Annotated in this window: 18 protein-coding genes and 1 pseudogene; 11 read left to right on the forward strand and 8 right to left on the reverse strand. The window is 58.5% G+C overall.

Annotation, left to right across the window (positions count from 1 at the left end; genetic code table 11):
- The first annotated feature begins 102 nt into the window (after nucleotides 1-102).
- Complete coding sequence (gene rubA, locus ACS8Y6_RS06705) at nucleotides 103-270, forward strand: rubredoxin RubA (RefSeq protein WP_109993664.1); 168 nt, start codon at nucleotides 103-105, stop codon at nucleotides 268-270.
- Nucleotides 271-413: 143 nt separating this feature from the next.
- Nucleotides 414-1,571 (forward strand): NAD(P)/FAD-dependent oxidoreductase, encoded by a 1,158-nt coding sequence (locus ACS8Y6_RS06710; RefSeq protein WP_440855240.1) that lies wholly within the window; start codon nucleotides 414-416, stop codon nucleotides 1,569-1,571.
- A 93-nt stretch (nucleotides 1,572-1,664) separates the two neighbouring features.
- Here ACS8Y6_RS06710 and ACS8Y6_RS06715 read toward each other — a convergent pair whose 3' ends face one another.
- Together ACS8Y6_RS06715 and ACS8Y6_RS06720 are read right to left on the reverse strand one after the other, a co-directional pair.
- The gene (locus tag ACS8Y6_RS06715; RefSeq protein ID WP_440851072.1) at nucleotides 1,665-2,255 is read right to left on the reverse strand and encodes a DedA family protein; all 591 of its coding nucleotides are present in this window, start codon (nucleotides 2,253-2,255) and stop codon (nucleotides 1,665-1,667) included.
- A 22-nt stretch (nucleotides 2,256-2,277) separates the two neighbouring features.
- Entirely contained in the window at nucleotides 2,278-3,456 is a 1,179-nt protein-coding gene (locus ACS8Y6_RS06720) for an FAD/NAD(P)-binding protein (RefSeq protein WP_440855241.1), read from the reverse strand.
- Nucleotides 3,457-3,726: 270 nt separating this feature from the next.
- Between ACS8Y6_RS06720 and ACS8Y6_RS06725 the strand changes: the two genes are divergently transcribed.
- Nucleotides 3,727-4,434: a VIT1/CCC1 transporter family protein gene (locus ACS8Y6_RS06725; protein WP_440851070.1), complete on the forward strand. Its 708-nt coding sequence runs from the start codon at nucleotides 3,727-3,729 to the stop codon at nucleotides 4,432-4,434.
- A gap of 71 nt (nucleotides 4,435-4,505) precedes the next feature.
- Here ACS8Y6_RS06725 and sixA read toward each other — a convergent pair whose 3' ends face one another.
- Nucleotides 4,506-5,015: a phosphohistidine phosphatase SixA gene (gene sixA, locus ACS8Y6_RS06730; RefSeq protein WP_440855242.1), complete on the reverse strand. Its 510-nt coding sequence runs from the start codon at nucleotides 5,013-5,015 to the stop codon at nucleotides 4,506-4,508.
- Between the two features lie 510 nt (nucleotides 5,016-5,525).
- On the opposite strand from sixA, the gene ACS8Y6_RS06735 reads away from it, so the two are divergent.
- From ACS8Y6_RS06735 to ACS8Y6_RS06755, 5 genes and pseudogenes are all read left to right on the forward strand, one after another.
- Nucleotides 5,526-8,579 carry a ribonucleoside-diphosphate reductase subunit alpha gene (locus tag ACS8Y6_RS06735; RefSeq protein WP_440855243.1) on the forward strand — a complete coding sequence of 1,018 codons (3,054 nt, stop codon included), beginning with the start codon at nucleotides 5,526-5,528 and terminating at the stop codon, nucleotides 8,577-8,579.
- Nucleotides 8,580-8,768: 189 nt separating this feature from the next.
- Complete coding sequence (locus ACS8Y6_RS06740; RefSeq protein WP_440855244.1) at nucleotides 8,769-9,974, forward strand: ribonucleotide-diphosphate reductase subunit beta; 1,206 nt, start codon at nucleotides 8,769-8,771, stop codon at nucleotides 9,972-9,974.
- Between the two features lie 50 nt (nucleotides 9,975-10,024).
- Nucleotides 10,025-13,171: an STAND family AAA ATPase gene (locus tag ACS8Y6_RS06745; RefSeq protein ID WP_440855245.1), complete on the forward strand. Its 3,147-nt coding sequence runs from the start codon at nucleotides 10,025-10,027 to the stop codon at nucleotides 13,169-13,171.
- 165 nt (nucleotides 13,172-13,336) lie between these two features.
- A pseudogene (locus ACS8Y6_RS06750) lies at nucleotides 13,337-13,501 on the forward strand (addiction module toxin RelE); the annotation flags it as partial.
- 147 nt (nucleotides 13,502-13,648) lie between these two features.
- Nucleotides 13,649-13,966 carry a helix-turn-helix domain-containing protein gene (locus tag ACS8Y6_RS06755; RefSeq protein ID WP_440855254.1) on the forward strand — a complete coding sequence of 106 codons (318 nt, stop codon included), beginning with the start codon at nucleotides 13,649-13,651 and terminating at the stop codon, nucleotides 13,964-13,966.
- A gap of 250 nt (nucleotides 13,967-14,216) precedes the next feature.
- On the opposite strand, the gene ACS8Y6_RS06760 is transcribed toward ACS8Y6_RS06755, so the two are convergent.
- From ACS8Y6_RS06760 to hemA, 4 genes are read right to left on the reverse strand one after another with little or no spacing between them, the layout of a single operon-like run.
- Nucleotides 14,217-15,392 (reverse strand): MFS transporter, encoded by a 1,176-nt coding sequence (locus tag ACS8Y6_RS06760; protein WP_440855246.1) that lies wholly within the window; start codon nucleotides 15,390-15,392, stop codon nucleotides 14,217-14,219.
- 16 nt (nucleotides 15,393-15,408) lie between these two features.
- The gene (locus ACS8Y6_RS06765) at nucleotides 15,409-16,488 is read right to left on the reverse strand and encodes a Gfo/Idh/MocA family oxidoreductase (protein ID WP_440855247.1); all 1,080 of its coding nucleotides are present in this window, start codon (nucleotides 16,486-16,488) and stop codon (nucleotides 15,409-15,411) included.
- 2 nt (nucleotides 16,489-16,490) lie between these two features.
- A complete protein-coding gene (locus tag ACS8Y6_RS06770; protein WP_440855248.1) occupies nucleotides 16,491-17,015 on the reverse strand; it encodes a GNAT family N-acetyltransferase in 525 nt (174 codons plus the stop codon).
- A complete protein-coding gene (hemA, locus tag ACS8Y6_RS06775; RefSeq protein ID WP_440855249.1) occupies nucleotides 17,012-18,253 on the reverse strand; it encodes a 5-aminolevulinate synthase in 1,242 nt (413 codons plus the stop codon). Before hemA ends, ACS8Y6_RS06770 begins: the two co-directional genes overlap by 4 nt.
- Before the next feature lie 196 nt (nucleotides 18,254-18,449).
- Between hemA and ACS8Y6_RS06780 the strand changes: the two genes are divergently transcribed.
- The 3 genes from ACS8Y6_RS06780 (at nucleotide 18,450) to ACS8Y6_RS06790 (ending at nucleotide 21,297) form a co-directional block, all read left to right on the forward strand.
- Nucleotides 18,450-19,880 carry a PLP-dependent aminotransferase family protein gene (locus tag ACS8Y6_RS06780; RefSeq protein WP_440855250.1) on the forward strand — a complete coding sequence of 477 codons (1,431 nt, stop codon included), beginning with the start codon at nucleotides 18,450-18,452 and terminating at the stop codon, nucleotides 19,878-19,880.
- 124 nt (nucleotides 19,881-20,004) lie between these two features.
- Nucleotides 20,005-20,847, forward strand: coding sequence for an REP-associated tyrosine transposase (locus tag ACS8Y6_RS06785; RefSeq protein ID WP_440855251.1), 843 nt, complete (start codon nucleotides 20,005-20,007; stop codon nucleotides 20,845-20,847).
- A 216-nt stretch (nucleotides 20,848-21,063) separates the two neighbouring features.
- On the forward strand, nucleotides 21,064-21,297 hold the full coding sequence (locus tag ACS8Y6_RS06790; RefSeq protein WP_440851059.1) for a DUF5062 family protein: 234 nt from the start codon (nucleotides 21,064-21,066) through the stop codon (nucleotides 21,295-21,297).
- A gap of 166 nt (nucleotides 21,298-21,463) precedes the next feature.
- On the opposite strand, the gene ACS8Y6_RS06795 is transcribed toward ACS8Y6_RS06790, so the two are convergent.
- Nucleotides 21,464-21,967, reverse strand: coding sequence for a glutathione binding-like protein (locus tag ACS8Y6_RS06795; RefSeq protein ID WP_440855252.1), 504 nt, complete (start codon nucleotides 21,965-21,967; stop codon nucleotides 21,464-21,466).
- Nucleotides 21,968-22,065: the final 98 nt, after the last annotated feature.

The following is a 22,065-nucleotide window of genomic DNA, read 5'->3' on the forward strand; positions in this document are numbered from 1 at the left end:
GCCGCCGCGGCGGTGTTTTGGTAGCCTTGAGCGTAGTTTCAAAGGGCGCTGCCTCCCGGCAGCGCCCGTTTTTTGATCACCATGGTCTAGCGAGAGCGAGCAATGAAGAAGTGGCAATGCATCGTCTGCGGATTCGAATACGACGAAGCCGAGGGCATTCCGGACGAGGGAATCGCGCCCGGCACCAAGTGGGAAGACATCCCCGACGACTGGACCTGCCCCGATTGCGGTGCGCCCAAGGACGACTTCGAAATGATGGAAGTCGACTGACGCATCGCGCGATGCGTCGCGTGAGCGTTGCGCGCCGGCCCGCGGCACCGACGACACACGCCATTCCACGGGCTGTTGGCCCCACCGGGCGCCCGGCGCCTGGCGGGGCGTGCAGACCCTGAACGTCAAAGAGGCACGAGCGCATGGACCCGATCATCATCATCGGCACCGGACTGGCCGGCTACAGCGTGGCCCGGGAATTCCGCAAGCACGATACCGCCACGCCGGTGGTTCTCATCACCCGCGACGATGGGGCGAGCTACTACAAGCCCGATATCTCCGAGGCCCATGCCAAGGACAAGGGGGCGCCCGAACTGGTGCAGAAGACGGTCGAGGAAATGGCCGCGATGCTCGATGTTACCGTGCGTACCCATGAACAGGTCGAGGCCATCGACCGCGAGGCGCATCAGGTGCAACTGGCCAGCGAGACGCTGACCTATTCCAGGCTGGTGCTGGCCTGGGGCGCCGATCCGATCGTGCTGAACCTGGCCGGCGATGCGGCGGACCGCGTCCACAAGGTCAATAACCTGATGGATTATCGCGCGTTTCGCGACAATCTGGAGGCGGGCTCGCACGTGGCGATTCTCGGCGCCGGGTTGATCGGCTGTGAGTTCGCCAACGACCTCATCCAGTACGGTTACAAGGTCTCGGTGGCCGATCCGGCCGACTGGCCGCTCGCCCAGCTCGTGCCGAAAGCCGCGGGCGAGGCGGTCAGGACCGCGCTGGCCCACGCCGGGGTCGATTGGCATCTGGGGCACGCGGCCACCGGTGTGCATCAGGGGGACGACGATCGCTACCATGTCGTGCTCGACGACGATTCGCAGATCAATGCCGATGTCGTGCTCTCGGCGGTCGGCCTCAGGGCCGGCACCGCGCTGGCCGAGGCGGCCGGGCTCGAGGTCGACCGCGGCATCGTGGTGGATCGCACGCTGGTCACCTCGGATCCCGATATCTACGCGCTCGGCGACTGCGCCGAGGTCGACGGCCACTGGCGGCCTTACGTCGGCCCGCTCATGCAGTGCGCGCGCGTCCTCGGCAAGACGTTGGCCGCGGGCGCGGACGACGAGCCCGGGCGGGTCAAGTATCCGACGTTGCCGATCATCATCAAGACCCACGTCTGCCCGGTGATCGTTTACCCGCCGGTCGACCCGCACGGCGAATGGCAGATCGAGCGTGATGGCACGGCGGTGGAGGGGCGCTTTGTCGACGGCGACGGTCGGCTGCAGGGTTTCGTGCTCACCGGTGAGGCCACGCAAAAACGCCGCGACTACATCAAGGAAGCCCCGTCGCTGCTGGACTGATCGCCGCGCCGCCGTATAGGGCGCACCGTGATCGGGTGGATGGCGCGCCCGCCAGTGCCGGCTCGAAGCAGCGCCTGCCGCCCGGGGTTTGATCTACCGCCGGGCGCGCCGCGCCCCGAGCCAGAACCAGATGACGACGATCAGGAAGGCGGCCGCGCACAGATACGACAACGGCTTGAGATAATGCTCGATCGCGCCCCAGTGCGCGCCGAATTCGTAGCCGGCCACGGCCAGCGCCAGATTCCACGGCAGTGAGCCGAGCAGGGAATACAGCAGGAAGCGGCCCAGCGGCATCTCGCCGATACCGGCCGGCAGCGAGATGAAGGTCCGGAAGGCCGGCAGCAGGCGGGTCACGAACACCGTGACCTCACCGTAGTGCGCGAACCAGTCTTCGGCGCGCTCCAGATGTCGTTCGTTGAGCCATATATAGCGGCCGTAGCGCCGGATCAGCGGCCGGCCGCCCCGGCGGCCCACGACATAGGCGATCCAGCTGCCCGCCACGTTGCCGAGGGTGGCCGCCGCGACCACGCCCCACAGCGACAGCGCGCCCTGGAATGCGAGAAATCCCGCGGCCGGCACCACGAGTTCGCTCGGGATCGGGATACAGGCGGATTCCAGCGCGCTCAACACGAAGACGGCCAGCAGACCGTAGTGTTGGACGAAGGCGGTCAGGGCATCAGACACAAATATTCTCCGGGATGAGCGCTCAGGAAACGGCGGCCGCCATCGGGGCAGGGCTCTTCGTGCGCCCTGCCAGCGTAGCCAGAACGCGCCCGGCCAGGCGCGCGCCCTTGATATTGCCGGCCATCGGCCCGAGCTGCAGGCTGGCCGGGCGCCCGGCGACGTGCAGGCCGGGTGCTACCGCCAGCTCGCGGTCGAGATGCAGATGGCCGGCGGCATCGGTGGCCAGATCGAAATCCGCGACCGCCCGGCCCAGCACGCTGTCGGCATCGGGCCGATGGACGAAGCCGGTGGCCAGGATCACGCGCTCGGCGTCGATGCGACGGCCGTCGGCCAGCATCACGCCGGCTGCACACCGCCGCGTTGGTTCGCCCCGTCGCCAGGCGAGCGCGCCGCTGGCCAAGGCCGATGTGATGGCGCTGTAAATATCCGGCGGCAGCGTGCCGGGTTGCCGTGCCTGGGCGAGCAATGCCGTGCGCTGGGCCCACGAGGCCTCGGCGAACGGTGCCAGGCAGCGCGGGCCGGCATAGCACGGGTCGGAATCGAAATCCGCGCGCACCGGCGGCTGGCGCGTGAGCCAGCACACGCGATGCCCGGCGCCGATGGCCCGCAGGGCGAGCTGGGCGCCGGTGATGCCGCCCCCCACGATTACCGTGGCCCGGCCGGGGGCGCCGAGCGCGAAATGCGGATCGAAGACATGTTCGGCCGCTTCGAGCCCGGCCGGACGATACGGGCGGTTCGGGCCGGTTGCCAGCACGACGCGTCGGGCCGTCGGGGCAGCGTGGTCGAGTTCGACCCGCCAGGCCCCGTGTTCGCGGCTCAGGCGCCGCGCGCCGCGCGGTATATGCCGCGGTGTGCCCAGTTCGGCCCGGGCATGGGCGTCGAACAGGGCCAGTGACGGGCGGCGGTAGTAGCCGAGTGCGTGGGCTTCGTCGTAGCCGCGCGCGGCGGCGAAACGCCGCAGGCTGTCGGCCCGCGCGCCGAGATGATGCGCGTTGGAAGAGCGCAGGTAGCGCATGCCACAGGCCGCGGCCCGGGCCCGCCAGGCGGCCATCGCCGGCATCGGATCGACCACGGCGAGCCGGGCCGCGGGCGCGGCCTGTGCGATCGAGGCGGCGATGAAGCGGCCGTGCGGGCCGCCGCCGATGACGAGCCAGTCGTAATCGGTCGGGGCGCGCGGGTGGCCTTGTACGGTCGTGGTCATATGTCCGGTTCGACCGGCCTTGCAATGGCCGTGATCCTATCATTCGGCCGCGAACAAAACCGAGATGCTGGCCCCAAGCGATTGCGTGCGCTCGCTTCAGCGCGCTGGCGGGCGCCGGTCCGGCACGGCGGTTTCGCGGGCGGTCGGGGTGGACTGTTAATAAGAATCAGAACGGCTCAAACACCGGTAAAAAAGCTGTGTTAAAACGCCGGCCTGTGGGGCGAGCCGCACCCCGGCTTGCTGTTTGGAACCCGGCGCACGAGAGGGAACATGACGAGTCATCGCCACCAGCGGCATCATGAACATCACAACAGTCATCGGCTGGGATGGCTGCGCGCCTCGGTACTCGGCGCGAACGACGGCATCGTATCGGTGTCCAGTCTGGTGCTCGGCGTGGCCGCCGGCCAGGCGGACGCCAAGAGCGTAATGCTGGCCGGCATTGCCGGGCTGGTGGCCGGCGCGTTGTCGATGGCGGCCGGCGAATATGTCTCGGTCAGTTCGCAGTCCGACACCGAGCGCGCCGACCTGGCGATGGAGCAGCGCGAGATCGAAGCGCATCCGGAGGCCGAGCACGCCGAGCTCAAGGGGATTTACATCGAACGCGGTCTCGACGAGCCACTGGCCGCGCAGGTGGCCAGCGCGCTGATGGCCCACGACGCGCTGGGCGCGCATGCCCGCGACGAACTGGGTCTGTCGGACAATACCGCGGCGCGCCCGCTGCAGGCGGCGCTGGCATCGGCGGCGTCGTTTGTCGTGGGCGCCGCGGTGCCATTGATCGTGGTGCTCGTCGTCAGCCGCGCGGCGGTTCTGCCGGCCGTCTCGATCAGCGTGCTGCTGGCCTTGATGGTGCTGGGCGCATTGTCGGCCCGGGCCGGCGGCGCGCCCATGTTCAAGTCGGTGGCGCGGGTGACGCTCTGGGGCGCGATCGCGATGGGCGTGACCTCGGTCGCGGGTCTGCTGTTCGGGGTGGCCGTATAGGGCGGCAACCCCGATCGACGCAACCCCGCATGGCGCGAAAAAGCGCCGGAATAGGGCGCTGAATCGGCTTGTTAGCCCAGGGCGCGCAACTGCTTCGCCGTCAACAACCAGCGCAGGGTGCCGGTGCCGCCGTCGGGCGCGCCGGGGAATTCCAGCAAGGCTGCGCCGGCCTTCTTGAAGGCCAGCAGCCGGTCGCGCCGGCGCGTCAGGCTCCAGGATACCCAGGTCGCCAGATCCGGCTCGTGGCCCACCAGCATCACGCGGTGCTCGCCGAAATGGGTGTGCAGCCAGTCGTCCAGCGCTTCCATGTCCACCGGCGGGGCGAGCACCTCGGCCTCGTCCACCGGCGGGTCGTCCAGATAGCCGGCCAGGATCTCGGCGGTCTGGCGCGCGCGCAGCAACGGGCTGGTCAGGATGGCGTCGATGGGCATATCGGCCAGCGCCGCGCGCAGGCCGGCGGCGGCCGCGCGCGTGCGCCGCTCGCCATGCGCGGTGAGCGGGCGCTCGTCGTCGGACAATCCCATGCTGTGGGCTTCGTCGCGATCCAGGGCAATGCCGTGGCGAATCACAATCACGTCCATGCCGGTATTGTCGCCTGTCTCGGTGTCGTCGTCATTACGGACCGCGCAAGGCCGCGGGGAATTTGGCCGAAGCTATCGAAAACGGCTTCGATCACAACAAAAACAATCGTCATCTTTTCCGACAGTCGCAAGCGCTTGGCGGTCAAGGCATGCCGTGGCGTGGCGGCTTTCGGGGGGCGGTGCGGGCCGGGCGTGCGCCGGGCCGTGAAGACACAAGGCCGCGCCGAGGCCGGGGCGTGTCGGCGAATCGTTAACCAGCGCGGCAAAGCCTTGTTTACCGGCGCATCGCGGCATTTATCCCACGATTTATCCACAGCGTTGTGCACGGCTTGTTCACCGCAACTACACAACATGTAGTGATTTGGGGCCCCAAAACGGGTTCTTGACCACAGTATCTAGTGGGGTATCTTGTTTGTCCAACGACGCGGTTTCCGGCTGTCCACCGCGTCGAGGGCAAGACTCTTTCACGGCGCGTTGCGGCGCAACGCAGCCAACCAGCGCGGAGACGACATGGCACAGGCAGAGATTTCCGAGCGCGGCGAAGCGCGCCAGCAGCACGGCGAGACCGCGGGCGGGCAGAGCTACGGCGCGGCCATCGAGGCCACCAAGCCCGGCGCTTACAAAGTGATTCGGCGCAATGGCAAGGTCACGCCGTTCGATGCCTCCAAGATCGAGCTCGCCGTGACCAAGGCGTTCATCGACGTGGAAGGCCAGCAGGGCGCGGCCTCCTCGCGCATCCGCCAGACCGTCAAGGACATCACCGAACAGGTGGTCCAGGGGGTGACCCGCAGCCTGCCGGGCGGCGGCGCGGTGCACATCGAGGACATCCAGGATTACGTCGAGCTGGCGCTGATGCGCTTCGGCGAGCACAAGGTGGCGCGTTCCTACGTGCTCTATCGCGAGGAGCGCGCCCGCGAGCGAGCGGCCAAGCAGGCCGAAACGGGCGCGATCGACGCCCCGGCCGCCGCCCGCGAGATCCAGGTCACCTTCAACAACGGGGCCACCGCCGAACTCGATCGCGATCGCCTGACGCGCGTGATCACTGAGGCCTGCGAAGGCATCGACGGCGTCACCGCCGACACCGTGCTGGCCGATACGCTGAAAAACGCCTACGACGGCATCACCGAAGACGAGCTGTCCACCGCGCTGATCCTGTCCGCGCGCCAGCGCCTGGAAGCCGAGCCCAACTATGGCTCGGTGGCCGCGCGCCTGCTGATGGACAAGCTGCGCCACGAAGCGCTGACCTTCCTGGCCGAAGGCGAGGTGGTGTATGCCACCCACGCCGAGATGCGCGAAGGCTATACCGCCTATTTCAAGGACTTCATTGCCCGCGGCGTGCATCACGAACTGCTCGACCCGCGGCTGGGCGAGTACGACCTGGACATGCTCGGCAACGCGCTGATTGCCGATCGCGATCTCGAGTTCACCTATCTCGGCCTGCAGACGCTCTACGACCGCTACTTCATCCATTACGATTCCAAGCGCTTCGAGCTGCCGCAGGCGTTTTTCATGCGCGTGGCGATGGGCCTGGCGATCAACGAGATTGAGCGCGAAGAAAAAGCGATCGAGTTCTACAAGCTGCTGTCGAGCTTCGACTTCATGTCGTCCACGCCGACGCTGTTCAACTCCGGCACCCTGCGCCCGCAGCTGTCCTCCTGCTACCTGACGTCGGTCGACGACGATCTGCACGGCATCTACGAAGCCGTGCAGGACAACGCGCTGCTGTCCAAATTCGCCGGCGGCCTGGGCAACGACTGGACCAACGTCCGCGCCATGGGCGCCCACATCAAGGGCACCAACGGCAAGAGCCAGGGCGTTGTGCCGTTCCTGAAGGTGGTCAACGACACGGCCGTAGCAGTGAATCAGGGCGGAAAACGGAAGGGCGCGGTCTGTGCCTATCTGGAAACCTGGCACAAGGACATCGAGGAATTCCTCGACCTGCGCAAGAACACCGGCGACGATCGCCGCCGCTGCCACGACATGAACACCGCGAACTGGATCCCGGATCTGTTCGTCAAGCGGGTGCTGAACGACGAAAACTGGACGCTGTTCTCGCCCGACGACGTGCCCGAACTGCACGATCTGACCGGCAAGGCATTCGAGCAGGCCTACGCCGGCTATGAAGCCAAGGCCGAGGCCGGCGAGATCACCAACACCAAGACGCTTCCGGCCGTCACCCTGTGGCGCAAGATGCTGTCCATGCTGTTCGAAACGGGCCACCCGTGGTTCACCTTCAAGGACCCGTGCAACCTGCGCAGCCCGCAGCAGCACAAGGGCGTGGTACACAGCTCCAACCTGTGCACCGAGATCACGCTCAACACCTCGCCGGGCAAGGAGATCGCGGTCTGCAACCTGGGTTCGGTGAACCTGCCGCAGCATATCGAGCCAGATGCAAACGGCAATCCTCAGCTGAATACCGAGAAGCTCGAGCGCACCATCAACACCGCGATGCGCATGCTCGACAACGTCATCGAGTACAACTACTACAGCGTGAAGACCGCGCGCGATTCCAACCTGCGGCACCGCCCGGTCGGCATGGGCCTGATGGGCTTCCAGGACGCGCTGTACAAGCTCAAGCTGCCGTACGAGTCGGAAGAGGCCGTCGAGTTCGCCGATCGCTCCATGGAGCAGATCAGCTACTACGCCATCCAGGCTTCCACCAACCTGGCCGAAGAGCGCGGCGCCTACAGCTCGTTCAAGGGCAGCCTGTGGGATCAGGGCATCCTGCCGATCGATTCCATCCAGCTGCTGCGCGAGAACCGCGGCGAGGCCCCAAGCGGAGAACTATACCTGGACCAGGACGAGAGCCAGACGCTGGATTGGGAAACCCTGCGCACCCGCATCCAGCAAGTCGGCATGCGCAATTCCAACTGCATGGCCATCGCCCCGACGGCGACCATCGCCAACATCACCGGTGTGAGCCAGTCGATCGAGCCGACGTACCAGAACCTGTACGTCAAATCGAACCTGTCGGGCGAGTTCACCGTGGCCAACCCGTACCTGGTCGAAGACCTCAAGAACCTCGGCCTGTGGGACGCGGTCATGGCCAACGACCTCAAGTACTACGACGGCTCCGTGCAGGCGATCGACCGTATCCCGGACGAGCTTAAGGTGCTCTACAAATGCGCCTTCGAGATCGACCCGCGCTGGCTGGTGGAATCCGGCTCGCGGCGCCAGAAGTGGCTGGATCAGGCCCAGAGCCTGAACCTCTACATGGCCGAACCGTCCGGCCGCAAGCTCGATGAACTGTACAAGCTGGCGTGGAAGAAGGGGCTGAAGACCACCTACTACCTGCGCACCATGGGTGCCACGCACACCGAGAAGTCCACCATCAGCGATCATCGGCTGAACGCAGTGGCCAACGCGGGCAAGGGCTCCGGTGGCGGCCATGGTGGCTCCGGCGCCGCGAACGGCGGCTCGGCAGCCAATGGCGGCGGGATTTCGGCTAATGGCAACGGCGGTGCGCGCGCCTCGGCGACGAGTACCGCGCCAGCCCCGGCCGCTGCACCCACCGCGCCCATGGCTTGTGCCATCGACGATCCGGATTGCGAGGCCTGCCAGTAAAGCCAGAGCAAAGGCAAAGACATTCGTCCGCAGATCTACGCAGATTTACGCAGATGTAAAGACAACGCAGTAAACCGTTTTCTTTGATTTGCCTGCCTCGCGTTCATTTGCGGACGTTTTTCTCGCCCACGCTGACCGCCTGAAACAGAACAACGCTTTTTAACGAAGCAAAGCAACCAGGACAACACCATGCTCGACTTCGAAGACACCCCGCGCCAGGGTATTCCGAACCGCGACGCGCACAAGGCCGGTTCCACGTCCAACCCGAACCCGGCCGGCGCCAGCCCGGATCCGTTCGCGCTCGAGCGTGAAACCGAAGCCCCGCAGCCGGGCCATGCCGATGGCGTCACCGGCCTGGAACAGGTCGAGCTCGGCGGCAACCGCGTGTCCGTCGACGAAAAGCAGATCATCAACTGCCGCGCCGACGTCAACCAGCTCGTGCCCTTCAAGTACACCTGGGCCTGGGACAAATACCTCAACGCCTGCGCCAACCACTGGATGCCGCAGGAAGTGAACATGGCGGCCGACATCGCCACCTGGAACGATCCGAACGGCCTGACCGACGACGAGCGCCTCATCCTCAAGCGCGGCTTCGGCTTCTTCTCGTCTTCCGAGTCGTTGGTGGCCAACAACATCGTGCTGGGCATCTTCCGGCACCTCACCAACCCCGAGTGCCGCCAGTACCTGCTGCGCCAGGCCTTCGAGGAAGCCGTGCACGGCCACTGCTTCCAGTACATTGTGGAGAGCCTCAACCTCGACGAGGGCGAGATCTACAACATGTACCGCGAGCTCCCCAGCGTGCATAACAAGGCCGCCTGGGCCCTGAAGTACACCCAGAGCCTGTCCGACCCGAACTTCAAGACCGGCACCCCCGAGAACGACCAGAAATTCCTGCGCGACCTCATCGCCTTCTACTGCGTGTTCGAAGGCATCTGGTTCTATGCCGGCTTCGTGCAGTTCCTCTCCTTCGGTCGCCGCAACAAGATGACCGGCACCGCCGAGCAGGTGCAATACATCATGCGTGATGAGTCCATGCACCTGAACTTCGGCATCGACGTCATCAACCAGATCAAGATCGAAAACCCGCACCTCTGGTCCGAGGCCTTTCAGGAAGAAGCCCGCACCATGATCGACGAGGCCATGCACCTCGAGATCGAATCCGCCCACGACACCATGCCCCGCGGCGTGCTCGGCTTGAACGCCAGCATGTTCGACGAGTATATGAAGTTCATCGCCAACCGGCGTTGCTCGCAGATCGGCCTGGCTGAGCTGTATCCCGGTGCGGAGAATCCGTTTCCGTGGATGAGCGAGATGATGGATCTCAACAAAGAGAAGAACTTCTTTGAGACTCGGGTTATCGAGTACCAGACGGGTGGGGCTTTGAGCTGGGATTGATTTAGAAACTTTAAAGCGGGCTTCTAGCCCGCTTTTTTAGGGGGGACACAATGGGAATAGTTGCCGTTCAGCTTGGTGATATCCATATATTGAATTCAAGCGATACCTTTAATCAGAATAAATCTGAACTGGCAAAAGCTATAGCATCGAAAGCGCCGGAGAACGGTGCTTTAATACTGATTTTGAATGGCGATATCGCTTTTTCAGGACTTGCGATTCAGTTTGATTTAATGCTTTCGGTATTGGAGGAGATAGAAAGCAAGGTTCAAGAAATAAAAAAATGCCAAACTTACGTGATTCCTTGTCCAGGGAATCACGATTGCGATTTTAAGAATGAAGACTCTGTTAGAAAACATCTAACCAAAAACTGTCGTGACGCGCGGAGCGGTGAGCTAGCTATAGATTGGTCATTTGTGGATCATTGCTGCTCGGTTCTCGATAACTTTGGTGAGTTTCGGGACCTGGTTTCTCCGGCTGGATGCCAGAAAGTTTCTAACTCTCTGGTTTCGCTTTATGAAATAGAAATAAATTCTAAAAAGATTGCCGTAAGTGCGTATAATAGCGCTTGGATGTCTTCATTAAACGAAACTGCCGGGGCGCTAGATTTTCCGGTAGAGTTGATGCGTGAGTCCTTCGAGGTTCCCGATTCGGATCTTTCAATTGGACTTATTCATCATCCTTTAAACTGGTTTAAGCCTGAAACAAGTCGCGCTCTCGCTCAATTTCTTGAAGCTCATCATGATCTCGTGGTTACCGGGCATGAGCACCAGGGAGATGCTTCGCGGGCTGAGATCAAGCCGGCCACCAGTACTTTTTGGCTGGACGGGCAAGTTGTTCAGGAGCACGGTGCTAAAGAGCTAGGCAGCTTTCAGCTGTTAGATATAGATGTCGACAATAGCCGGATACTTCTTGATGAATTGAAATGGAGCAGCGGCTTAGGCTTTCGTACTTGTGGTGGCGCCAGAGTATGGGATTTTTTTGCGTCGAAGTCTAAGTCATGTGGTCTTCCGGATATAAAGCCAGAGGTCCTGAAAGAGCTGGAAAAGCCTGGCGCCAATTTTACGCATCCGAGATCGTCTATTCTTGCGATCGACGATCTTTATGTTTTTCCAGATTTAAAAAGAAATAATAAAGACCCAAGTTCCGAAGATCAGGACATCGTCCCAGCGCAGCGCCTGACTTCCATCGAATTTGCTAAAGCTTCGGTCATCAGCGGTTCAGACCGGTCGGGAAAGACTTCCTTATTGCGCCAGCTGTTCAAGTCTTATTATAGATCCGGGTTGGTTCCAGTAATAATTTCTGGGGAGAGTATTAAAAATACGTCTCCGGAAAGTATCTTTCGTTATGTTTATCAAAGTTTTGCTCAGACATACGAATTTGATACGGATGATGTTTACGAAAGGCTGGAGCCCAATAGCAAAGTAATTCTTGTAGATGATATTGACCATTCAAAACTGAACGAAGAAGCGCTAGCGAAAGTTTTAAACTTTTTACAGGGTAGGTTTTTTACGCTCATAGTGACTGAAAGTACTGGATTTCGGACTGAGGCGCTTCTTTCAAAGTATCTCTCTTTGTATCCAGGGTTTTCTGATATAAAGCAATATAAGATATTGCAGTTCGGGCATAAGAAAAGGGACGAGCTGATTCATAAATGGAATGCTATAGGGCGCGAAGATAGTTTATCTACTCGAGAGGCCCAGGAGCTTAGAGACGAGTCGGCGGCCTTAGTAAATACCCTCTTGGGAACTAGCTTTGTTCCAGCTTATCCACTCTTCTTGCTTATAATTCTGCAGAGCGGTGAGGCGAGTCTCCCACACCAGCTGCAGGGAAGTGCGTATGGTCACTATTATGAGTTTCTTTTAACGCAGTCCTTGCGTAAGGCGGCGCTTTCTCCCGATGATCTGAATACGTATCACAAGTATATGACTGAGCTTTCTTTTAGTTTTTTTCGCTCAGTTAATCGTGAAATATCGTCTGAACGTCTTGAGGAATTTCATAGAAATCACTGTGAAAAATACGATGTCAATATTTCATTTGAAAAATTGATAGATATTTTAATTAAGGCAGACATATTAGAGAAATCTGTAGGGTTATTTAGATATAAATATGAGTATATATTTTATTTCTTTATATCTAAATATTTTGCAAGTCGTTTGCATGAGGGCGACGTTAGGGAGGCCATTACACGCATGTGTGATAGGCCTCACGTGCTGGAATTTGCCAACATTCTCATGTTCCTGGTCCATCATTCGAATGACCCTTTCGTTTTGGAGCAAATCAACGCTTCCGCGAACCAGCTTTTTGGCCATTTGGAGCCTGCTAATCTCGACTCTGATTTTGAACCGATTAATAATCTGATAAACAAGGCTCCAGAGATCGCACTGGAAGACGGCGATGTGGAGGAGAAAAGATCCGAGAGGCTTCATAAAAGAGATAAGGTCGAATCGCGTGAAAAAGCACGTATAGAGCCATCAGATGATTTGCAGGCAAGGCTGGAAGATGAAGTGCCGGAGTTGGACTTTGTTTCGAAAGTGAACATTGCTTTTAAAGAGATCGATATATTAGGACAGATTCTAAAAAATTATCATGGCTCTCTCGAAGCAACGACAAAAGTCGAGATTGGGAAGAATGCTTACGAGTTAGGTTTGCGCTCGCTAACTGGTTTTTTCGAGGCAGTCTTGAGCGATTTAGACGGGGTTGTTAATAGCATTCGCGTTATACTGGAAGAAAAAGGGATAACTGATCGCGATGACGCTGCGGATCTCGCGCGTAAGCTGGTATTTCGGCTCTCATCGATGGCTTGTTTTGGCTTTATCAAGCGCATTTCGAGATCGGTTGGTAGTAAGAAGCTTCAGGCGACATATCGTAAAGTCTTGCTGGAGCGCGAGTCTGTAGCCACTAAGCTTGTCGATTTGGCTATTCGATTGGAAAACCCTATGGGGTCGCCGATAGAAAAGATCCGAGAGCTAAATCACGAATTGAGGGGGAACGTATTAGGAGACCTTCTCTTAAAAGAGCTTGTGCTCGATTATTTATACATGTTTGATACCGAGTTTGGAGAAAAGCAGCAATTGTGTTCGGAGCTCGGCATAAAGATGTCCGCGCAGATGAATATTGATCTGACTTCGCGGGTAAAGCGGCCTTCTCGCCGTGTTGGTCGTTCCAGTCCAAGAAAAAAGAAAAGGCATAGCAGATAAATACTGTGAACGTGAAGGTGGGGCACGTCTTGTGTTATGCGAGGCGATGGGGGCAGGTCTTCCCTTTTGTCCAAGCCGAGGAAACCGATGGGACCAGTCGGGTCACTCCTGCGGGCGCTCGGGGTCAGGTCTTGCCTTTTGCCCGAACCCGAGTAGTGTGACCCCATGGCCAGACCCTTACGACTCGAATTCGCCGGCGCGCTGTATCACGTCACCTCGCGTGGTGATCGCCGGGAAGCTATTTACGAAGACGATGAGGAGGATTGCGTCGCCTTCTTGAACGTGCTGGCAAGCGTAGCGCGGCGCGTCAACTGGCTGGTTCACGAGCACCGATGGGGTCAGGTCTTGCCTTTTGCCCGGACCCGGCGGATTCCACTCCAAAGCGCGCCGGGTAGGGTGTTACAGATCGAGAAGGACATGAGTGGGGGTGATAGCGTGCCTATCGTCAAACAAACCCCACTCCACCGGGAGCCACTCATGTCCTGTGGTCATATTAACGCGCAAGAGCGCGTTGCCATCTTTTATCTTCGGCAAATGGGTTGGAGCTTTCGGGCGATTGGTCGCCGGTTGGAACGCCACCACACGACCATCTCCCGCGAGTTCAGACGCAATGCGCCGCGCTATAGCAACTACTGGTACGGCACGGCTGAAGCCATTGCAGCGCATAAGCGTGCAACGCCACGGCATCGGCGTCGAGCCGGTCATTTACCGCTGGCTCGCTATGTCCGCCGCAAGCTGGCCGAACAAGGAAGTATGGGGTCAGGTCTTGCGTTGTGCGCACAACGCAAGACCTGACCCTATTGCTCCCGGACCGGTGCCATGCCGATCTAATCGGCAATCTCGCTCCAGCGCATGGCTTTGGCTTTTTTGGCGTCCAAAATGGCTCGTGTCATCTCTTGTTTTTCCATGCCATCTCCTTTGCGGTTGCGGCGAACTCCGACTGAATTCCGGTCAGCCGATTGTGACCGGCGTGTAGCCAACGGATAGCCCGGTGGGAGCGCCGATTGGCTTAATTGGTTTCAGCATTGCAAGTGTCGCAAGGGTTCTACCGTGTTGTCGCGTCTGTCGAGCTACGTTGTGTGTTGAGTTGGGTAATAACGATAATCGCTTGTAAGACGATAGCCACAAGTCCTGCAATCGCCGCGAACTCTGGTAGTGAGCCGGCTGACGCGGCTTGAGTAGTTATGATCGCTCCGCCGACCATCGTCCCGATAGCACTTCCTAAATAGTTTGCCGAGCTGTTCAACGCTACTGCAATCGAACCATGCTCAGGTTGAAGATCGAGCAAGACATGTTGTTGAGGTGCGAGGGACGACCACCCCATCGCACCCCATATCAGGATCGGAACGAAAGATAAGGCAGCCGGGGCACTTGCTGAGACTGGTAGAAGCGTGATCGCCGCAACCAGGGCGATCAATATGCAAAGCAAGACGATGCCCGGCCGCCCACTATGGTCAATCACGTGACCGACGCTGAACGCACCAACAACACCGCCGATGCCCCATGCCCAGAAATAAAGTGACGAATCGAGATTCATGCTAAGAGCGGCCAGCACGGGGGCCATGAATGTATATAAGCCGAGACTCGCTATAGCCGTAAAAAGCGTAACGGTCACGACGACTGCAACGCGCGGATTGGTGAGCATTTGCAACCTTGCGTTCAAAGATGGCGGGGGCGCGACGTCCACGGCTGGCAGTCTGGATAGAATGCCAACGATCGCTGCTGTTGCGATGATCGCCACAACCAGCAGCGTGAGTTGCCAACCAGCAACATTCGCAATCTGAATACCGACCGGTACGCCGATCACAGTTCCGGTACCCATACCGCCAAGTATCACGCCGAGCGCACGCCCTTTCTTTTCCTTCGGCACGAGGCTTCCCGCCGTGGCTGCTGCCACAGGTGCAAACGTTCCGGCGCCAACACCTGCGACACAACGCGACGCTATTAGGATCCAGTAATCGCTCGCAAACACTGATATGAGATTGCCGGTGACGAACAATGCCATCGCAAGGCTGAGAATTCGTTTGACGGACTTCCCCGCAAGCGACGCCGCAAGTACGGGCGCCGCAATTGCATAAGATAGCGTGAAAGCTGTGACAACCTGAGCTGCCGATCCTTCGGCAACGTCGAGACTACGAGCGATATCTGGGACTAGACCAGCCAGCACATAAGCATCCATGCCAAGAGCGAACATGGCTGTGGATAAGAGAAACAAGCTCATTATGATTGTCTCCTGTTCAGCCTAGCGATTCAGCTGATCTATATTCCGGGCTAAGTGGTTCGCGGAAGCCGCGTATCTGGTAGGCAGCGGGGGTTTTGGCACGTAACTCCATTACGTTGAGAAGCTGTTGGAGCCTGATCGAGTCTTCTGCGCAGCAGAACGGGATTGTCGGTTGTTTGCCGTTCTCGACGAATGCCAACACGTCTTGTACAAGCCGAGATAGCTTCGCTATGGTCGCCATCTGCATGCTCGACCTTCCGTGATCGGTTCGTAGATCGAGCAGAGAGGACTCGGCGGCATCAGGGTTCCAGATACGCAAGGCGTCGTAGTCCCAAGCCGGTGTATCGAACTCGGCTCGCGCGAAGACATTTCGGCCATCCGCGCTAATGAAAATGAAATCCAGCGTTCTTTGACGCTCGATATTCACGAAGCTGCTGTATCCGCTTACTACAGCGCGCCCAAGGTTGGTGGTCACGAACAGGCTATCGAGTATGCGATCGCCGGATATTGAAAAGTCGGATCGCATACCTACGGAATTCCTGAAGCTCAGCGTGTTCGACTTACTAACAACGTGCTCGACAAGATCTAATGGGTGAATGATTTCGCTTACGGCTCCGCTCGTACTGCGGTGGTCATTGATTCGATCTTTTCCCCAAATGAAGTGCGCACGAGCGAGCTCAAGATTGTTGTTTTGTGCAAACGCCGAAAGTTCGGATGTCACATCCGAATATCGTTCGACGAGGTCCAGGCAGAACCCGCTGGTATGGCGCATGAAGTGAGCGATCTGGAAAAGATCGTCGTGATAGTTCACCAGCGGCTTTTCGCAGATTACGAAGCCGGAATACCCATCAAGCTCACGCAGCACATTGAAGTGCTGACCATCGGAGGCGGATACAACGACGATATCTGGTGCAAACTGCTTGAGCGCGTTCGGAATTGAGCTGTATGACCGGAGTGCGTCCTCGATCGGCGACCGGTTTACCGCCGCTACGGAGAGCGGCGGGTGTCCGGCCGATACACGGATTTGGCTTATCGAGTGAAAGCATCCGAGGAACCTTCGACCGGCGTAGCCCAGGCCGATAATCAGTATGCGCATAGCTAGTTGCCCGATTCACAGTGATGGTAAAGGAGCTCTTCGCCACTTGGATCGAAGCCCAAGCTGCTATAGACCGATCGGGCATCCGGCGTTGTTTCGAGCATGACTTCGCCAATCTCTTGGGCGTGAAACCACGAGAGCAGCGACTCAATCATCCTCGACCCGATACCGCGGCCTCGATTTTCGGCCGATACAACTACCGTCTGAATCCAGCCAATACGTCCACTTGGGCAATGAACGCCAGGCACGCGGCGGTTTACCAAACCGATCGCACTACCTACAGGTGGGCTGTCGGGCGATAGACGCGCAACGCAAATTTTTGACTCGTCATCCGCCGTGGTGATCGCATGGTCAAGCCAATTGGTATAAGCGCGACGCCAAGTGGATTCGTCTAGCTCGTTTCGCGATGCATACTGCGAGTCGCCGCTCGAAAGCAGAACCGACCTGAGAACGATTAACGCGTGCACATCTGAAAGCCGGGCGCGTTCCACGATGACCTGACTCGATTCGTTCGCCTGCGAGCTCATGCCGAAATTGCCTCTTCGCGGGATGGCCGGCCGCGCGATCGAGTGATTTCGAAAACCTCGAATGTATCGGCGAGCGCCTTCGATAGTGCCTCGATATGTTCATAGGTGTGACAAGGCGTTACGTTGACCCTGAAGCGCTCGGTACCCTGCGGTACCGTCGGCGAATTGATGGGTTGTATATAAATACCGTGTTCGTCGGCCAGATAATTGGCGGCAAGTGTGCATTTCTTCGCATCGCGTACCGGTACCGGCAATATATGCGTCTCGGAACAGGCCATGACCGGAATCGCAGAACGCGCTAGACAATCACGTAGCAGCGATGTCTTTCTTGCCAGCTCGCTACGCTCGGTTGCCGATCGCTTAAGGTGGCTGATGCTAGCTGAGCAGCCTGCTACAACGGCGGGTCGCAAGGCTGTAGTGAAAATAAAGCCGGTACAATACGAGCGGACGGCATCGGTGATGGTTTCCCGGCTGGCAATATAGCCGCCGATGATACCCACCGCTTTTGCCATCGTGCCTTGGATTATATCGATTCGGTGGTCGATGCCGAGCTTCGCCGCCAGTCCCGAACCGCGCGGGCCGTACATACCGACAGCATGGACTTCATCGAGATAGGTCAGTGCATTGTGCTGCTCTGCCAGATCGACAATCTCCGAGATCGGTGCGATGTCGCCGTCCATGGAATACACGGACTCGAACACAACGATCTTCGGTGTATCGAGCGGAATTGCGGATAATTTTGCTTCAAGGTCGCTGACGTCATTATGAGCGAAGACATGACAAGTTGCTTTCGTGCCACGAATACCATTGATGATCGATGCGTGGTTGCTCGCGTCAGAAAAGACGTGACAGTTTGGAATTATCCGTAGCAGACACTGGAGCGTCGCGTCATTCGAAGAAAAGCCGGTTGGGAAAACAAGCGCGGATTCTTTACCGTGCCATTCGGCGAGTGATTCTTCGAGTTCGTCGAAGAACCCATGTGTTCCACCAATATTGCGAGAACCACCGGATCCAGCTCCGTGAGTCCGCAACGCTGCGAACATCGCGTCAAGCACGTCCGGGTGCTGAGACATATTCAAGTAGTCGTTACTGCACCAGACGACTCCCTGGCCGGGTTTGTCGCCTCCCATATAGCAAGTGGGATATTCACCGCAGCGCCGGTCGATACGCCGGAACACGCGATATTCGCCACTTTCTTTCAACAAGTCGACTTTTTCCCTGAACAACGACTGATACATAACGTTCTCCGAAAAATCGATCCACCCGGATGCCAACGGATTAGTGACATCTATCTCAAGCGCCATAGTCAATCGTGAAGACGTGTCCAATCTTGGTTGCCTTCACGTGTCATATACAGACACACAGGAGATCTATTTGTAGGGAACAATGGCCTCTGGGTACGATCTGTACTCCTCCCAGTGAGGCCGTTAAGCGATGCAGACAAGGCTTTATAAGAAGCTGGCCGACACAGTTGCGATGCAGATCGAAAACGGGGCGTACAAACCCGGCGATCGTCTGCCGTCGCTCCGCGCTTTCTGTGAGCAGCATCAGGTCAGCATGTCGAGCGGTGTTCGAACTTACAGAGAGTTGGAGCAGCGTGGTCTGGTCAAGGCGTTAGACCGATCCGGCTATTACGTAAATCAAACAGGCTCGCCGGCCGCTGCCCCTATAGCTGGCAGAAGCGGGGCTGGCCCGGTATCCGTGCACAGCAGCGCAGGTCATCTCAGGCTATTCGAGATGGCGAACCAAACCGGAATAATCGATCTCGCGACGGCCAAACCGGCGGCTGACCTAACGCTTGCCCGCGAGCTCGAGAAATCGAGCAAGCGAGTTTGGCGAGAAAAACGGCTCACTTCGGTCGAACCAATTTTTCCGCCAGGCTCAGAAGAACTTCGACGATTGATCGCACAACGGATGTGCCTAGACGGCTGTCGAGTAGCACCCGAGGAGGTCGTGATCACGTCCGGTTCTCAATCGGCTATGTTCCTCGCATTGGACATGCTGACTCAGCCGGGCGATGTCGTCGCCGTCGAATCGCCGACGGATTACGGTGTACTCGAATTGATCGAACAGCTCGGTTTACGTGCCTTGCCGATCCCAACCGATCCCGGGTACGGCATTTCGATGAACGCGATCGAGTTGGCATGCCAACAATGGGATGTCCGAGCATTCGTCGTTATTCCGAACTACAACAACCCGATGGGTTTTTGTATGTTCGATCAATGTAAACAGCAAATAGTGCAAGCTGCGAAGCGCTACGAGATACCTGTTATCGAGAACGATGCATTCGGCTGTTTCCGAGATCAGAACCGTCGTCCCCTGGCCATAAAGGCTTGGGACGATGACGGCTTCATTTATCACTGCGGATCTTTGATGCAGGCGTTTGGATCGAGCTTCGGCCTAGGCTGGCTCGTCCTGCCCAAACAGCGATCGGCAGAAGTGCGCCGTCGCCAGTATTCGCAGAACCTATGCGTCGATACGCACGGGCAACTAATCAGCGTAGACGTTCTTTCACGTGTGGCTCTGGATCGCTTCTATAACAACATCTCGGTCGAATACGATAGACGCACTTCTTTGCTAGCGCGGAGTATTCACGATCACTTCCCTCGCGGTACCCGTATAAGTAGGCCCTGCGGCGGTTATTTGTTATGGGTCGAACTTCCAATCCAAACCGATACGGCGGATCTCCTCGATGATGCTCTGTCCGTTGGTATTTCTTTTGCACCTGGCAAACTTTTTTCGACCAATGATCAGTTCAAGTGCTGCATGCGATTCAGTAGCGCGTCGATCAGCGTATCGAGCAAGTTAGTGGCGGTTCGACGGTTCGCTGAACTGGTACAACAACGTTGCCACTCCAATTATTAAGCCGGGTCGTAGCCGAGGCGACCCGGCCCGGCTGTTCAGTCCTGGATAAAACCCAGTGCGGGGTGACGAACCCAAGGCCGGGGTGAGGTCGTGCCTTTTGCCCGGACCCGAGTAGTGTGATCGCATGGCCAGACCCTTAAGACTCGAGTTCGCCGGCGCGCTCTATCACGTCACCTCGCGTGGTGATCGCCGGGAAGCTATTTACGAGGACGACGAGGATCGCGTCGCCTTCTTGAACGTGCTGGCGAGCGTAGCGCGGCGCTTCAACTGGCTGGTTCACGCTTATTGCTTGATGAGCAATCACTATCATCTGCTGATCGAAACGCCGGACGGCAATCTCGCCCAGGGCATGCGGCAGCTCAACGGGGTATATACCCAGTACAGCAATCGTCGCCATCGTCGGGTCGGGCATCTGTTCCAAGGCCGCTATAAGGCGATATTGGTGCAGAAGGCGTCGTATCTTCTGGAAGTGGCGCGCTATATCGTCTTGAATCCCGTCCGCGCCGACATGGTGCGAAGCGCCGGCGACTGGCCCTGGAGCAGTTACCGAGCGACTGCCGGCCGCGAGGCCATCCCGGAATGGCTGACGACGGAATGGGTTCTGTCGGCATTCGGCACGCAGGTGCGCGAGGCGCAGCGGGCGTATCGCCGCTTTGTCAGCGAAGGGCGTGGCGTGCCGCCGCCTTGGGATGCATTGGCGAATCAGGTGTTTTTGGGGGACGAATCGTTCGTTGACGCCATGCGCGCCCGCATCGAGCCCTCGAATCGGCGACTGGGCGAGGTGCCGAGGGCCCAGCGTGCCGGTCGGGCGCGCCCGATTGGCGACTACGAAAAGGAGGCCGACTCGCGTGATGCCGCGATCGCCGCTGCCTATGCCTCGGGTGGCTACACCATGCAGGAGATCGGCCAGCATTTCGGGCTGCATTATTCGCGGATCAGCCGCATTATCAAGCGGTTGGAGAGCTAGGCATTGATGGGTATAACGCCAGTGCAGACGTGCCGGGACCGGCGTCTAGACGATCGGCGCCAAGCATGGGTGGAACAAGCGGTGAGCGGTGGTGGGCCGAAATCAGCAGCGGGAATTCGGCGGCCACTACGACAACAAGTCGGTCTATTAAATACGGCGGTGCCACACAGTGACGTACGTCGCGTATCGTCGATACATCAACGCAAAGAGCACGGTATGAAAAAGCTCAAGAACGAAAAGGAACTCGTCAAGAAAGCACTCGCGTTAGGCGTGGCGTATGGCGAGGAGCGCGGCGTCGTTGAATTCGAGCCCACCGATTCCGCGACCGATAAGTTGGAATACATCTACCGATTGCTGGTGCACGACGGCGTTATTCAGCCTTTGCCGGAAGAGCAGGTGTCGCAGAAAGCGATCCAACATCGGCTGGCGATGTGGGCGGCCAGGCAATAAGGCGAATACGGAGTGATACGGGGTCAAGTCTACTCATTCTCTAAAATGCGACCACGAAACAAATGACGTGTGCATAGACTTGCCCTCTGGCGACCGACCCCAAGCTCTCCCGGGTACTTCAGGGATGCTCTGTCGTGTATGAAACGGGCGGTATGTCGCGCGCCGCTTAGCCCATCAAGTCGCTCGCATCCTGCCCGCTCCAGGTTCGGGGCGATGATTTGTCAATTCTCGGACTTTCCGTCTCTATTGCCGCTTGTACTGCCGGGCGTTTTGCAATTCGCTCCAGATAAGTCGGAAGTCGAGGGTAGGGAGCAAGGTTGATCTCAAACAGACTCGACCAACGCGCAATCGTGAACAGGTAGATGTCGCATAAGGAGAATTGGTCGCCGACCAGATAGCTGCTTTCCGCGAGATGAGCATCGATGTAATTGAATCGCGCATATATTTTCTGCGTGGCGACCCGTTGGGCATCCGATCCGTATTCAGGATGGAAAAGCCATGGGCTGAACATCTTGTGCAACTCAGAACTAATGAAGGCCAGCCACTCCTCTTGTTTGAAGAAATCAAAACTGGTCAGCGGAGCGATGAGGTTTTGTTCCTCGCTCAGCAAGGCGAGGTATTGCATGATGGCTATGCTTTCCGTGAGTAGCATGCCGTTGTCCAGCTCCAATGCTGGGTAAGCGATCCACAAACCCCATCATTCACAGGCCGCGAGGTTCATGGCTAAATCCTGTGCATGCAGATGCCATGGCAACAAAGCTTCCAGTT

Origin of the sequence: Salinisphaera sp. RV14 (assembly GCF_052044135.1) — a bacterium.
Taxonomy (GTDB): domain Bacteria; phylum Pseudomonadota; class Gammaproteobacteria; order Nevskiales; family Salinisphaeraceae; genus Salinisphaera.